This is a genomic window from Shinella sp. HZN7 (genome assembly GCF_001652565.1).
GTDB lineage: Bacteria > Pseudomonadota > Alphaproteobacteria > Rhizobiales > Rhizobiaceae > Shinella > Shinella granuli.
This window is the reverse complement of the sequence record NZ_CP015737.1, coordinates 83590-98364: the sequence shown is the minus strand read 5'-3', so window position 1 is coordinate 98364 and position 14775 is coordinate 83590. Positions and strand designations below refer to the sequence as shown.

The following is a 14775-nucleotide window of genomic DNA, read 5'->3' as shown; positions in this document are numbered from 1 at the left end:
GCCTTTGCCGGAAGGCGCCGGCCGGTCTGCCCGCCATGCCTCAATCGAGCACGTCGAGATCCCGGCTGTGCCGCCAGAACATGCGCGGTGTTTCCAGCGCATGACGCAAACCCAGCCGGTCGATCATGCGTTCGGCCTCGCGCTGCGCCGCGTCGAGCACGGCATCCTGATCGACATGGACGGGCGTACGGTCGCGCAGCAGCACCCTGCCGCCGACGAGGACGGTGTGCACGTCATTGCCATTGGCGAAACAGGTGACGCGGAATTCCGGCATATGGGCGGGGTAGAGGTGCGGGCGGCGCAGGTCGACGAGGATGACATCGGCCTTCTTGCCCGGCTCCAGCGAGCCGATCTCCGCGTCGAGGCCGAGCACGCGGGCCGCGTCGATGGTGCACATTTCCAGCGCCTTGCCCGGCGGCAGCCAGCTCGGATCGTGAAAATGGGTGCGGTGGTAGTGCATGCATTGCTGCATGTGGCGGAACATGTCGGCCGAGCGGTCCGGCGCCGTGGCGTCCGAACCGATGGCGACGGTGACGCCGGCATCCAGCAGTTCCGGCACCGGGCAACGCGCCAGGATGGCAGCGACGGCGCTCGGATTGTGCACGATGGTCGTACCGGTCTCGGCGCAGATCGCGATCTCCTCCGCATCGAGGCCCGTGGCGTGCGACAACAGCGTCCTCGGGCCGAGAAGGCCGATCTCATGGGCGATGCGCACGCTGCCGCTGGTGTGGCCGTCCTGGGTGAAGACGAGGCCGCGCTCCTCGGCATAGCGCTTGACGGTGCGCGACTGGGCGACGGCGTCCTGTGCCCCGGCAGCCTCCCGATACCCCTGATGCAGCGTCGGCGTCAGCAAGGCGAGGTGCAGGCGGCCGCCATTGCTGCCGTGCCAACGGTCGATGAGCGCCTTGCAGGTGGAAAACTGCTGGTCGAAGGAAACGGGGTAGTCGGTGCGCGTCTCGCCGTTCCAGCGGGCATAGGTCAAGGGATGGGGCGGGCGCGTCGTGCCCACGGCCACCACCGAGCGCGTGCCGATGCCGAGCACGCCTTCCATATGGGCATCGCCGTATTGCGGCTCGTCGGTGCGCATGACGGAATCACCGCCGCCGAGCAGCGAGACGCCGGTCGTGACGCCGAAGCGCAGGCGCTCCAGCGCGGCGAGTTGCGCTTCGGCATACCAGAAGTCCGGCGTCGAGCCGACGGTATAGGCGCCGCGGCAGGCCTGATACCACGGGTCGCTCCTGCCGCCGCCGAGCGTCTTGATCAGGCCGTGGCCGGCATGGGCGTGGGCGTCGACGAGGCCCGGCATGATCGCCATGCCGCGCGCATCGATGACCTCGCGGGCCGGATGGGCGGCTTCCACCGCCTCCGTCGGGCCGACGGCGACAATGCGGTCGCCGACGATCGCCACCGCCCCGTCGGGGATGATCCGGCGATCCGGGTCGATGGCGATGACGACGCCGTTCTTGATGAGGATATCGGCCATGGCTGGTCTCCTGTCTTCAGGTCACTCCGCGGCCTGCCGCGAAAGGATGCGATCGAGCGAGGGCGCCAGGCGCAGCAGTTCCCTGGTGTAGTCGTGCCTCGGCGCGGTGAACAGCGTCTCGGTCTCCGCCAGCTCGACGATCTCGCCCGACTTCATCACCGCGATGCGGTCGCACATCTGACGGATCACCGCGAGATCGTGGCTGATGAACAGCATGGACAGGCCGGCAAGGTCGCGCAGGTCCTTCAGGAGGTTGAGGAGCTGCGCCTGGACGGAGACGTCGAGCGCGGAGGTCGGCTCGTCGCAGATGAGCAGCGACGGGCGCGGCCCGAGCGCGCGGGCAATGGCGATGCGCTGGCGCTGGCCGCCGGAAAAGGCATGCGAGAAACGGCCGCCGGCATCGGCGGGCAGCCCCACCGCTTCAAGCAGCGTCCTTGCATCCTGCCGGGCCTCCTCGGCATTGGACGCGAGCTTGTAGAACAGGATCGGCTCGGCAATGGCGGAATTGATGCGCAGGCGCGGATTGAGCGCCGAATAGGGATCCTGGAACACCATCTGCAGCGACTTACGGACGGACTTTTCGCGTTGCGCGCCCAGCGCCGTGCCCTCGAAGTCTATGCTGCCGGCGCTTTGGGCGACTAGCCCGGCAATGGTGTTGGCGACGGTGGTCTTGCCGCAGCCGGATTCGCCGACGAGCCCGAAGATCTCGCCGCGGCGGACATCGAAGGAAACGCCCTTCACCGCCTTGAAGACACTCGCCTTGCGCCCGGGGATCAGCGAACGGCCGCCATATTCCACCGCAAGGTCGCGCACGGACAGCACCACGTCATCGCGGCTGCCCGTCCCGCTCCTCGTGCTCTTGCTGCGCACGGCAGCGCGCGCATCGAGCGTCACCTGCGTTTCCTCGCTCGGCACCGGCAGACGGTCGAGCCGGACTTCGATCGGCGGCACGGCGGCGATCAGCGTGCGGGCATAGGGCGCCTTCGGCGCGGTCAGCACCGCACGCGCCGAGCCGCTTTCCACGACAGCGCCGTTCTGCATGATAGTGACGCGGTCGGCGATCTCGGCGACGACGCCCATATTGTGCGTGACGAGCAGCACGCCGACGCCGCGCTGGTCCGCGAGGTCGCGGATCAGTTTCAGGATCTGCGCCTGCACGGACACGTCGAGCGCGGTCGTCGGCTCGTCGGCGACGATGAGCTGAGGGCCGCAGGCAAGCGCCGTGGCGATGACCACGCGCTGGCGCTGGCCGCCGGAAAGCTGGTGCGGATAGGAGCCGAGCCGGCGTTCGGGCTCGGGAATGCCGACCGCCTTCATCAGGTCCAGCGCACGGGCCTTCGCCTCGGCGCGGGAAAGCTTCAGATGCGTCAGCATGCCCTCGCAAAGCTGGCTTTCCACGGTGAAGAGCGGATTGAGGCTCGTCATCGGGTCCTGGAAGATCGCGCCGACATCGCGGCCGGGCACGATGCCCTCGGTGCGGCCGGTGCGCAGGTCGATCGGCTTGCCGGCGATAGCGATGGAGCCGGAAACGATCTTGCCCGGCGCCTGCAGGAGGCCCATCAGCGCATTGCCGACGGTGGTTTTGCCCGCGCCGGATTCGCCGACGAGGGCATGGATCTCGCCGGGGCGGATGAGGAGGTCGATGTCCTTGACGGCGACGAGCGTGTCGCCATTGGCCAGCGGATATTCGACGCGCAGCTTGCGGATGTCGAGGACGGGGGTTTTCGCGGCAAGTGTCTCGTTGGGCATCTCAGCGGGCCATCAGTTTCGGGTTGAAGCGGTCGCGCAGATAGTCGCCGATCACGTTGACGGCGAGCACGAGGATGACGAGAACCGCCGCCGGCATCACGGCGATCCACCAGAGGCCGGAGAACAGGAACTGGTTGCCGATGCGGATCAGCGTGCCGAGCGAGGGATAGGTCGGCGGCATGCCGGCGCCAAGGAAGGAGAGCGTCGCCTCCGTCAGGATCGCCCCGGCAAGGTTGATGGTGGCGATGACCATGACCGAGCTCATGACGTTCGGCAGGATGTGCCGGCCCATGATGCGGCCGGCGGGCAGGCCGATGACCTTGGCGGCACGCACGTAATCGCGGGCGACTTCCACCATGGTCGAGGCGCGCACCGTGCGGGCATATTGCACCCATTCGTTGACGGCGATCGAGAAGATCAGCACCAGCGGCGCCCAGGCGAGCATCGTATCGGCGCTGAGCTGGGCGCGGGCGATGCCGCTGATGAGCAGCGCGACGAGGATGGTCGGGAAACTCACCAGCACGTCGGCGATGCGCATGACGACGCCGTCCACCAGGCCGCCGAAGAAGCCGGCGACGAGGCCGAGCACCACGCCGAGCGCCGCGGCGAACAGCACCGCGCCGAGGCCGATGACGACCGAGATGCGCAGCCCGAACAGGATGACCGAGACGAGGTCGCGGCCCTGGTTGTCCGTGCCGAGCAGGAAGCGCGGGTCGCCGCCGTCCATGAAGGCGGGCGGGATTTCCATGTCGATCAGCGAATAGGAGGAGACATCGCGCGGATCCATCGGCGCGATCAGCGGGGCGAAGAGGACGAGCACCAGCATGATGGCAAGCACCAGGCCGGCGATCATCACGGAAACCGGCGGCAGCCGGCGCATCAGGGTTTGCGTGGCCATTATCGTGTCCTCAGGCGCGGATCGATGAAGGTGTAGAGAATGTCGACCGCCATGTTGATCATGACGAAGAGGAAGCCGACGAAGAGCAGGTAGGCGGCAAGGACCGGCACATCGGGATAACCGACGGCATTGGTGAAGAGCAGGCCCATGCCCGGCCACTGGAACACCGTCTCGGTGACGATGGCAAAGGCGATGAGCTGGCCGATCTGCAGGCCCGTGACGGTGACAACAGGCATCAGCGCGTTGCGCAGCGCCAGGCGTCCGTAAATATGGGCGCGCGGCAGGCCGCGGGCGAAGGCGAAACGGATATAGTCGGAGGACAGGACGTCGATCATCTCCGACCGCACCAGCCGCATGATCAGCGTGAGCTGGAAGAGCGCCAGCGTGATCGACGGCAGGATCAGCGATTTCAATCCGGAAAGACTGAGGAACCCCGTCTGCCAGAAGCCGAGATCGACAAGATCGCCGCGGCCGGAGGACGGCAGCCAGCGCAGGTTGACGGCGAAGACCAGGATCAGCAGCAGGCCGGTGACGAAGGTGGGCATGGAAATGCCGACCAGCGTCGTCGCCTGGGTGAGCCGGGAGAACACGGAATTCGGCTTCAGCGCGCAGAGCACGCCGAGCGGAATGCCGACGGCGAGCGCGAGGACGGTCGCGACGATCACCAGTTCCAGCGTCGCCGGCAGGCGGCTCATCAGAAGGCTCACCACGGGTTGCTGGTAGCGGAAACTCGTGCCGAGATCGCCGGTCAGCACCTGGCCGACGAAATCGACGAACTGCGTGAGGATCGGCTTGTCGAGGCCGAGCGCCATGCGCAGCGCCTCCTTCTCCGCCTGGGTCGCGCCTTCGCGCACCATGGCGGCGACGGGATCGCCGACGAAGCGGAACATGACGAAGGCGATGGCAGTGACGGCGACCATCACCAGGATCGCCTGGAAGAGCCGCACCGAAAGAAGTCTGAGCATCGTAATCATCCTTGCGGGGGGAGCGCCCAAGCCCGAGAGCCATTCCGGCAGACGCGCGGGACACGCCCTCTGCGCTGGAACTGCATCAAACAGAGCCTGCGAAAAAACCGGGCCGTTCGCTCCATCGTCCCTGCGCCGTCGGCTGCGGAGAGTCGGCCGGATTCTACGCGTGGTCCCGGCCGGCCGCAGCCTGCCGGGACCACGTCTCGGGAGAAACCCGTTACTTCTTCACCTGCGCGAACCACGGGCGCACATATTCGTCCGGGAACTGCGGGATATCGACCTTGTCGCTCATGGCCCAGGCGACCGGCTGCTGGTGCAGCGGAATGAACAGCGCCTCGTCATGGGTGATGCGGAAGGCTTCCTTCAGCATGTCGACACGCTTGGCCTCGTCGAGTTCGATCGCCGCCGAACGGGCGAGCGCATCGATGCGCGGATCGGACAGGCCGTTCGGGTTGCTGCCGCCATAGGTGCCGTCATTGGTGGCGAGCAGCGCCTGGAGCACGCTGAAACCGTCCATCGGCGGCAGCGAGGCCCAGCCGAGCATGTAGACGTCGAGTTCGCCATTATCCATGCGCGGGAAATAGGTCGTCTTGCTCTCGACGCTGAGGTCGACCTGAACGCCGATCTTCGCCCACATGGAGGAGATGGCAAGGCAGATCTGCTCGTCGGCGATATAGCGGTCGTTCGAGCAGGAAAGGCCGGTCTTGAAACCGTCGGGATAGCCGGCTTCCGCCAGCAGTGCCTTGGCCTTGTCGATATCGTAGTCCAGCGGCACGTCGATCGCCTCGTCATGGCCGGTGACGGCGGGGGCGACGAGCATGGCGGCGACGCGCGATTTGCCGCGCATCAGGCGCTTCTGGATCGTGTCGAGGTCGATGGCGTGCCAGAGCGCCTGGCGCACCTTGACGTCAAGCATCGGGTTGGCGACGCCGGGCGCGGCGTGCAGCTCCTTCTTGAAGTTCAGCGCCAGCATGATGGTGCGCAGCGACGGGTTCTCCACCACCTTCAGCCCTTCGGTCGCGGCAATGCGGTCGACATCCTGAAGCGGAACCGGCACGACCATGTCGACTTCGCCCGACAGCAGCGCCGCCACGCGCGTGGCGTCGGAGGCGATGGGGCGGAACTCCACTTCCGTCAGGTTATGCTCGGGCTTGTCCCACCAGTCCTTGTTCACTTCGAAGACCGAACGGGAATCCGGCTCGTAGCTCTTCAGCTTGAAGGCGCCGGTGCCATTGGCGTGGTTGCTCGCATAGGTGACGACGCCCGTTGCGGTGTTGCCCGGCTTCAGCGCGTCGTGCTCTTCCATCCACGGCTTGCTCAGGATGTAGATGGCGGCAAGGTCGTTGAGCAGCAGCGGATAGGGGCCACGCAGGATGAGGTCGACCGTATGGTCGTCCACCTTCTCGACGCCGGTGACGGCGGAGAGGTTTTCGCGGTTGCGCGCGCCCGGATCGATCTGGCGCTCTATCGTCGCGACCACGTCGTCGGCGTTGAAGGGCTGACCCTCATGGAACGTCACGCCCTCACGCAGCTTGAAACGCCAGCGGGTCGGCTCGATGATTTCCCAGGAGGTGGCGAGCGCCGGCTCCAGTTTCAGCTCCTTGTTGCGGCGGACCAGCGGATCGAACACGATGTGCTGCACGCTCTGGGTAAAACTGTCGACCTGCGCATTCGGATCGTAGGAAATGACATCGCCGGACGCGGCCCAGCGCAGCGTCTCGGCAAAGGCGGGGGCGGAAAGCGGCGCCAGCACGGCAAGCCCCGCCAACAGGGTCTTCATATAGGTCTTCACACGGGCTCTCCCAGATTTGTATGCATATGTCGGAAAATTTTGCATACGATCACTCCGGATATGACTGTACATAATGAAAACGTAATATCAAGATACCAGAACTAGAATTTGCACACACAATCTGCAAAAATTGTATCCAATAATTGCGGGAGAGTTCGAATGACCACGACAATGCTGATCGAGAACGGCGTGATCCTCACCATGGATGCCGGCCGGCGGGTGCTGGATGGGGCGTCGGTGCTGGTGCACGAAGGGCGGATCGCCGCCATCGGTACGGAGGCGCCGGGCGCTTCGCCCGAAACGCTGCGCATCGACGCCGCCGGCATGGTCGTCATGCCGGGGCTGATCGACACCCATGCCCATGCCGGACATACGCTGACCAAGGGCCTAGGCGGGGATTCGGAAGACTGGATGACGATCACCGGCCGGATCTATGCCGAGGCAACGGATCCGGAATTCTGGGCGGCGGAAGCCGCGCTTTCGGCCGCCGAACGCATCAGATGCGGCACCACCACCGCAGCGCTGCTCTTCGGCGGCGGGCCGGATATCATGCGCACCGAGGCGCCGGAGGCCGCCGAGGCCCATCTTGCCACCATCGCCGAAATGGGGCTGCGCGAGGTGCTCGCGGTCGGCCCCAACCGGCCGTCGGCCAACAGCGTGTACCGCAGGCACCAGGGTGGATCGTATGACGAAATAGCCGTATCACCGGATACACAAATGGCCGTCTGCGCCGCGCTGATCGACGCATGGGCCGGTCGCGACGAGCGCTTGCAGCTCGCCCTCTCCCTTCCCGTCTTCAATACCGGCGAACTGGAAGACGAGACGGTGCTCGCCCTTTCGCGCCGGGCGCGGGACCTTGCGCGGGAAAAGGGCGTGCTCCTGGTGCAGGACGGCCATCGCGACGGCTCGATCGCCGCCAACGACGCCCGGCTTGGCCTGTTCGACGGGCGCTCGCTGCTCGCCCACTGCATCGACCTCACCGCGGAAGATCGCGCCGTGCTGAGGCGCAGCGGCGCAAAGGTGGCGCACAACCCGAGCGCGCTGATGTCCGTCTATGGGCGCTGCCCCGCACCGGAACTGATGAAGGACGGCGTCACCGTCTCGCTCGGCACGGATGCCGCCGCGCCCGACCGCTCCTTCGACATGTTCCGCAACATGTTCCAGGCGCACCGCTACCATGCCCGGCATTTTTGCGACGATGCCGTGCTGCCGCCGCTCCAGCTTCTCGAAATGGCGACGATCGCGGGCGCCCGCGCGCTTTGCATGGAAGAGGAGATCGGCTCGCTGGAGGTCGGCAAGCGCGCCGACATCCTGCTCGTCGACATGCGCCAGCCGCATCTGTGGCCGCCGGCCGATCCGGTACAGCGTCTCGCGCGCTTCGCCAACGGGGCGGATGTGGACACGACCATCGTCGGCGGCCGGGTGCTGATGCGCGGGCGAAAACTGGTGCATGCCGAAGAGGGTGCCATTCTCGACCGCGCGGAAAAGGCCTTCCGCCTCGCAATGCGCCGCGCCGGCCTCGCCTGATGCCGAAATGGAGATTGCCATGACCAAGGACCTTCTCATCCGCAACGCCCGCCCCTTCGGCGGCGAACCGGTGAACCTCGTCATCCGCGGCGGCCGTTTCAGTGCAGCGGGTGGCGAACCGCCGGCAGAGGCGATCGATGCGGCGGGCCATATCGCGCTGCCCGGCCTCGTCGAGGCGCATACCCATCTCGACAAGACGCTGATCGGCATGGACTGGTTCGAGAACGGCATCGGCCCGACCCGCAACGAACGCATCCTCGCCGACCGCAAGGCCAAGCGCGACCTCGGCATCGACGCCCGCCGCCAATCCGCCCGCCAGATTGCCCAGACGCTGAAACATGGCGTGCTGCACATCCGCAGCCATGTCGATGTCGACACCGAGATCGGCCTTGCCAATATCGAGGGCGTGATCGAGACCCGCGCGGCGCTGCGCGACCTCGTGGACGTGCAGGTCGTCGCCTTTCCCAGAGCGGCATGCTGCCGCGCGCAGGCACGCTGGAACTGATGGATGCGGCGATGAAGGCCGGGGCCGATATCGTCGGCGGCATCGATCCCGCCACGATCGAGCGCGATCCGGTGCGCCATCTCGATGCGATCTTCGCGCTCGCCGACCGCCACGCCAAGCCCATCGACATCCACCTGCACGAACTCGGCGATCTCGGCGCCTTCTGCCTCGAACTGATCGTCGAGCGCACCCGTGCCCTCGCCTTGCAGGGCCGCGTCATGATCAGCCACGCCTATTGCCTCGGCATGCTGGACCCGGCCCGCCAGCGCGCGCTGATCGAGGCGCTGGCGGCGGAGCGCATTTCGGTGATGACGGTCGGCAGCCCCGCCGCCCCGGCCCTGCCGCTCCGCCTGATGCGCGAATGCGGCCTTGTCGTCGCCTCCGGGTCGGACGGCATCCAGGGCACCTGGGAGCCCTGGGGCAATGGCGACATGCTGGAGCGGGCGAAATATCTCGCCCAGCGCAACGGCATGACCAACGATGCCGACCTTGCCGAGACCGCGCGCATCTGCACGTTCGGCGGCGCGGAAGGCCTCGGCCTTTCCGGCTACGGTTTTGCCGAGGGCGATTTCGGCGATCTCGTGCTGGTGCCGGCCCGCACGCTCGCCGAGGCCGTGGCGCTGACACCGCAAAAGCGCACCGTCATCCGCCGCGGCCGCGTGCTCGTGCACGACGGTGTGCCGGCGGCAGATCTTCCCTCCATAGAATGATCGTTCGGGAAGCTCGACCCGACACGTTTCGCTCTATGACAGCACAGGCCGTGCACCATCCCGCTGGCCGGCGCGGACCTTCTCACGGAATTCGCCCGGCGGCATGCCGAACTCGGCCTTGAAGACGCGGGAGAACTGCGTCTGGTCGCCGAAACCCCAGCGATAGGCGATCTCCGCCGCCGTCTGGAAATTGCCGGGATCTTCGAGCGCCTCCCGGCAGGCCATCAGCCGCTGGTCGCGGATCCAGCTCCGGACCGTCTGGCCCGTATCGCGGAACAGTTCGTGCAGGTATCGGGTGGAGATGCCGCAGGCCCGGGCGATGCGCTCCGGATCGAGCCGGAAATCCTGGAGATTGGCGCGCATATAGGCCTCGATGCGGGCGAGATGGGCGCCGCGCACGGTGGAATTGCCCGAGGTCAGCACCCGGTCGTCCGCCTTGATCGCCAGCACGAGCAGGTCGACGAGCTGGCGGCCGACGGTCACGCGCGCCTCCTGCGTCATGCCGTCGAACCGGGCGGGCAGGAGATGCAGCATGTCGGTGAAGAGGCCGCCCGCCCCGTTGTTCGCCTCGAATTGCAGGGTGCAGAAGCGATCGGGCGCGCGCATGCGGCCGGCGAGCGCATCGGCCTCCACCTTCAGCACCCACATGTCCGCCGGCTCGGCATGGCTGAACTGGTAGGGCTCGCTGCTGCGTTCCAGGAAGAAGCCGCCGGGCGGGCACTTGATGTCCTTGCCGCACTGGGAAAAGAACACTTCCGCCTTGGCCGGCACCGTGACCAGGAATTCCTCTTCGCGCGCGGCGCGGAAGTGATGCGGCAGGCGATGGTACTGCAAGGCGTCCGACGTGAGGCGCGAGATCGACACGTCGCCGAACTGCCAGGTCGTCAGGTCGCCGGAAAACCGGTCGGCATCGCGAAAGCGCAGGTCGAGCGGAAAATAGGCCGAGGCGATGGCCTCGTGCCAGTGGCGGCTGCGGTCCGGCGCGCGTGTCGCGCTTGTGGTGATGCTCGTCTTCATGCGGCTTCCCCTCTTCGAACAAAGGTACGCACATGATTTTCGCCAGGCAACGAAAATGACAGCTTGTGCGCCCGCGCGCAATTCGTCGTTCCCGCGCTGCAAAGACCGGAGCGGAAAACTCTGCCTAGATTGACCCCGGCTTCAACGGTGCGACAGATACCGGCGGCTCAAGGGAACAGTCACATCAGCACTTCCAGCGGTTTCCAGGCCGTCGGTTCTCGCCCTCAACCAGCGTGAACACGATGAACCATACCCAGACTTCAAAGGTCGACCCGATCACCCTTTCGGTCGTGCGCGGCATGCTCGAGACCACCCAGCGCGAAATGACGCTCGCGCTCGAAAAGACGGCGCGCTCATCGGTCTTCAACCTGGCGCACGACTATTCGACGGCGCTGTTCAACGCCCGTCCGGAGATGATCCTGCAGGGCCAGGACATTCCGATCCATCTCGGCTCGCTCATCCCCGCCATGAAGGCGGTCGCCGCCTTCTTCGGCGACGACATCCACGAGGGCGACCTGTTCCTGCACAACGACCCGGCCTTCGGCGGCAGCCACGCCATCGACACCTGCATGTACAAACCGGTCTTCTACAAGGGCGAACTCGTCTACTGGACCGTCTGCAAGGGCCATCTCACCGACATCGGCGGTCCCGTTCCCGCCGGCTACAACCCCAACGCCACCGAGATCTACGCCGAGTGCCTGCGCATCCCGCCGGTCAAGATCTGGGACCGCGGCACGCCGCGCAACGACGTGCTCAACATGATCCTCACCAACATGCGCGCCCGCCGCGACCAGGAAGGCGATTTCCGGGCGCTGATCGGCGCCTGCCAGGTCGGCGAGCGCAACCTCATCGCCATGCTCGACAAATACGGCAAGGAGCAGGTGGACGCCTGCGTCGACACCTTGCTCGACATGGCCGACCGGCATATGCGCGCGCTGATCGCCACCGTGCCCGACGGCACCTACGAGGGCTCCGCCATTCTGGAGGACGCCGGCCACGGTTTCGGCGATTTCGAAATCAAGGCGACGGTGACGGTCACGGGCGATAGCTGCCACATCGCCATCGCCAGCCCGCCGCAGATCCCCTATTTCATCAATTCCTACGAGGGCAATTCCCATTCCGGCGTCTATCTCGGCCTGATGATGTTCGCCGCCCTGCCTCCGCCCTACAACGAGGGCCTCTATCGCTGCGTCAGCCTCGATTTCGGGCCGAAGGGCACACTCTGCAATGCGCAGGAACCCGCCCCGCACATGAACTGCACGACGACGCCGATGGAAACGCTGACCGACGCGGTGCGCCTCGCCTTCGAGAAGGCCATGCCGTCGAAGGTCTCCGCCTCCTGGGGCCATGCCAACGGCCTCAACATCGCCGGCCGCGATTCCCGCACCAACGAGGAATTCGTCACCATGGTGCTCGCCACCATCATCTCCGGCGGCGGCGCGACGCCCAAGCAGGACGGCTGGCATGCCGTCGGCCCGGAATGCTGCTTCGGCGCGCTCACCTCCGGCGACGTCGAACTGCTCGAATATTCCTACCCCATCGTCATCCACCGCTATTCGCTGATGACCGATTCCGGCGGCGCGGGGAAATTCCGCGGCGGCTCGGGCACCGCCTGGGAGGTCGAGCCGCTCAACGGCGACATGCTGTGCATCGGTTTCGGCGAGGGCCGGCGCATTCCGGCGATGGGCGCGGCGGGCGCAAAATCGGCGATGGTCGACACCAAGGTCGGCCGCGTGGAGCTGCGCCGCGACGGCAAGCTCGAGGTCGAGCGCAAGAACATCATTGAGACCATCAGGCCGGGCGAGACCATCACCAACCTCAATCCGGGCGGCGGCGGCTACGGCAATCCCTTCGAGCGGCCGGTGGAGAAGGTCGTGTGGGACGTGCGCAACCGCCTCGTCTCCATCGAAGGCGCGCGCGCCGATTACGGCGTCGCCATCGCCAATCCGGAAACCCTCGCCGTCGACGTCGCCGAGACCGCGCGGCTGCGCGCCAGTGAATAAAGGAAGACCAGACATGACCATGCATTCCTATCGTCTCGGCATCGACGCCGGCGGCACCTTCACCGACTTCGTCATCGCCGACCGCACCAGCGGGGAGGTCAAGCTGTTCAAGGCGCTCTCCACGCCCACCGACCCGACCAAGGCCATCGAGAATGGCCTCGGCCTCATTGCCGCCGATCTCAGGAAGCCGATCGAAGAGATCATCGCGAGCTGCGACCTCTGCATCAACGGCACGACCGTCGGCCTCAACGCGCTGATCACCCATCGCGGCGGCAAGACGGGGCTGATCTGCACCGCCGGCCACGAGGATTCCATCGAGATCCGCAACGGCCACAAGGAGGACGGTTTCCGCTACGACCCGGACTATCCGGCGGCGACCATGCTCGTGCCGCGCTATCTCCGGCGCGGCGTGCGCGAGCGTATCCTGTCCGACGGCTCCGTGCGCACGCCGCTGCACGAGGAGGACGTGCGCGAAGCCTGCCGCCTGTTCCTGAAGGAGGGCGTCGAGACCGTGGCCATCTCCTTCGTCTGGTCGGTGCTCGACCCGAGCCATGAGCGGCGCGCGGCGGAAATCGTGCGCGAGATGATGCCGGAGGCGATCCTCACCGTCGGCGGCGAGCTTTACCCGCAGGTGCGCGAATACACCCGCACCTCCACCGCCGTCACCAACGCTTATCTCGCCCCCGTCATGCGCCGCTACGTCGCCGCCGTCGACGCCTATTTCCGCACGCTCGGCGCCAAGCAGCCGGTGCGCTACTTCCAGTCGAACGGGGGCCTTGCGGTCGGCCAGGTGATGACCGACCGCTCCGTCTACGCCATCAATTCCGGCCCGGCCTCCGCGCCGCAGGCGGGGCTCTATGCCGGCGCGCCCTTCGACCATAAGAACGTCATCACCGTCGACATGGGCGGCACCTCCTTCGACATCACGCTGACCCGCAACGGCCAGACCAACCTCAACAAGAACATCGACTTCCTGCGCTACCGCATCGGCGTGCCGATGATCCAGGTCGAGACGCTGGGCGCCGGCGGCGGCTCCATCGGCTGGATCGATCCGCTCGGCCTCTTGCAGGTCGGCCCGCAATCGGCGGGCTCCGAGCCCGGCCCCGCCTGCTACGGCCGCGGCGGCACGGAGCCGACCACCTCGGACGCCAATCTCGTGCTCGGCTACCTCAACCCGGAGGGCCTGCTCGGCGGCAAGCTGCCGCTCGATACCGAGAAGGCGCGCGCGGCGGTGGCGCGCGTCGCCGGACCGCTCGGCATCTCCGTCGAGCAGGCGGCCTACGGCATGTTCGCCATCGTCAACAACAGCATGGTCAACGGCATCCGCCGCGTCTCCGTCGAGCGCGGCTACGATCCGCGCGATTTCGTGCTGGTCGGCGCGGGCGGGGCGACGGCGGCGCATATCACGGCGCTGGCGGGCGAGATGGGCATCGACACGATCATCCTGCCGAAACTCGCCTCCGGCCTCTGCGCCTTCGGCCAGATCATCTCCGACGTCAAATACAACTACATGGCTCCCGCCCCGGTGCGCCTCGACAATGCGAGCGCCTACCAGCGCATCGACAGCCTGTTCCGCGAGATCGAGGAGAAGGGCGTCGCGCATCTGAAGGCAGACGGTTTTGCCGACGACGCGATCGCCATCAAGCGCTCCATCGACATGCGCTATGTCGGCCAGGTGCATGAATGCACGGTCGATATCGGCACGTTCCCGATCGACGAGACGACCATCGAAAAGGTCAAGGACGCCTTCCACGCCCGCCACGAGGAACTCTACACCTATGCCGAACGCCACAGCGCGGTCGAGGTGGTGAACCTCGAATCCACCGTCTACGGCCTCATCGAAAAGGTCCGTCCGCCGAAACTCGCCGAAGGCGGCGATGCGAAGGCGGCGCTCAAGGGTTACCGCGAGGCGATCTTCGACCAGTCCGGCACGGCGATCTCCACGCCGATCTATGACGGCGCGAAACTTGGCGCGGGCGCCCGCATCGCGGGGCCGGCGATCATCGAGGAGGTGACGACGACCATCGTCATCGAGCCCGGCTGGACGAGCGTGCTGCATGAAAGCGGCAGCTACCTGCTGACGCGCAACTGAGCCAATGGCCCCGCCGCCACCGGCAGGGCCG

The 14775-nt window shown here is 66.5% G+C and carries 9 protein-coding genes and 1 pseudogene; 4 read left to right on the top strand and 6 right to left on the bottom strand.

Annotated features, from left to right (window positions below; all coding sequences use genetic code 11):
* Positions 1-40: 40 nt before the first annotated feature.
* From shn_RS22855 to shn_RS22835, 5 genes are all read right to left on the bottom strand, one after another.
* Entirely contained in the window at positions 41-1483 is a 1443-nt protein-coding gene (locus shn_RS22855) for an amidohydrolase family protein (protein WP_064332827.1), read from the bottom strand.
* Between the two features lie 21 nt (positions 1484-1504).
* Positions 1505-3232 (bottom strand): ABC transporter ATP-binding protein, encoded by a 1728-nt coding sequence (locus shn_RS22850; protein WP_064332826.1) that lies wholly within the window; start codon positions 3230-3232, stop codon positions 1505-1507.
* A 1-nt stretch (position 3233) separates the two neighbouring features.
* On the bottom strand, positions 3234-4130 hold the full coding sequence (locus tag shn_RS22845; RefSeq protein WP_064332825.1) for an ABC transporter permease: 897 nt from the start codon (positions 4128-4130) through the stop codon (positions 3234-3236).
* Positions 4130-5095 (bottom strand): ABC transporter permease, encoded by a 966-nt coding sequence (locus shn_RS22840; RefSeq protein WP_064332824.1) that lies wholly within the window; start codon positions 5093-5095, stop codon positions 4130-4132. The genes shn_RS22845 and shn_RS22840 overlap by 1 nt, the downstream gene beginning before the upstream one ends.
* A gap of 220 nt (positions 5096-5315) precedes the next feature.
* Complete coding sequence (locus tag shn_RS22835; protein WP_084438388.1) at positions 5316-6890, bottom strand: ABC transporter substrate-binding protein; 1575 nt, start codon at positions 6888-6890, stop codon at positions 5316-5318.
* A gap of 159 nt (positions 6891-7049) precedes the next feature.
* Between shn_RS22835 and shn_RS22830 the strand changes: the two genes are divergently transcribed.
* Positions 7050-8417: an amidohydrolase family protein gene (locus tag shn_RS22830; RefSeq protein ID WP_064332823.1), complete on the top strand. Its 1368-nt coding sequence runs from the start codon at positions 7050-7052 to the stop codon at positions 8415-8417.
* Between the two features lie 19 nt (positions 8418-8436).
* Positions 8437-9632, top strand: a pseudogene (locus shn_RS22825) (amidohydrolase).
* A 33-nt stretch (positions 9633-9665) separates the two neighbouring features.
* Here shn_RS22825 and shn_RS22820 read toward each other — a convergent pair.
* Positions 9666-10649: an AraC family transcriptional regulator gene (locus shn_RS22820; RefSeq protein WP_064332822.1), complete on the bottom strand. Its 984-nt coding sequence runs from the start codon at positions 10647-10649 to the stop codon at positions 9666-9668.
* A 242-nt stretch (positions 10650-10891) separates the two neighbouring features.
* On the opposite strand from shn_RS22820, the gene shn_RS22815 reads away from it, so the two are divergent.
* Both shn_RS22815 and shn_RS22810 read left to right on the top strand, forming a co-directional pair.
* The gene (locus shn_RS22815; RefSeq protein ID WP_064332821.1) at positions 10892-12652 is read left to right on the top strand and encodes a hydantoinase B/oxoprolinase family protein; all 1761 of its coding nucleotides are present in this window, start codon (positions 10892-10894) and stop codon (positions 12650-12652) included.
* A 13-nt stretch (positions 12653-12665) separates the two neighbouring features.
* Entirely contained in the window at positions 12666-14744 is a 2079-nt protein-coding gene (locus shn_RS22810; protein WP_064332820.1) for a hydantoinase/oxoprolinase family protein, read from the top strand.
* The last annotated feature ends 31 nt before the right edge of the window (positions 14745-14775 follow it).

Coding starts and splice junctions, on each gene's coding strand:
- shn_RS22820 (WP_064332822.1), bottom strand. CDS start 10,649: ATGAAGACGAGCATCACCACAAGCGCGACACGCGCGCCGGACCGCAGC.
- shn_RS22810 (WP_064332820.1), top strand. CDS start 12,666: ATGACCATGCATTCCTATCGTCTCGGCATCGACGCCGGCGGCACCTTC.
- shn_RS22830 (WP_064332823.1), top strand. CDS start 7,050: ATGACCACGACAATGCTGATCGAGAACGGCGTGATCCTCACCATGGAT.
- shn_RS22855 (WP_064332827.1), bottom strand. CDS start 1,483: ATGGCCGATATCCTCATCAAGAACGGCGTCGTCATCGCCATCGACCCG.
- shn_RS22850 (WP_064332826.1), bottom strand. CDS start 3,232: ATGCCCAACGAGACACTTGCCGCGAAAACCCCCGTCCTCGACATCCGC.
- shn_RS22845 (WP_064332825.1), bottom strand. CDS start 4,130: ATGGCCACGCAAACCCTGATGCGCCGGCTGCCGCCGGTTTCCGTGATG.
- shn_RS22815 (WP_064332821.1), top strand. CDS start 10,892: ATGAACCATACCCAGACTTCAAAGGTCGACCCGATCACCCTTTCGGTC.
- shn_RS22840 (WP_064332824.1), bottom strand. CDS start 5,095: ATGCTCAGACTTCTTTCGGTGCGGCTCTTCCAGGCGATCCTGGTGATG.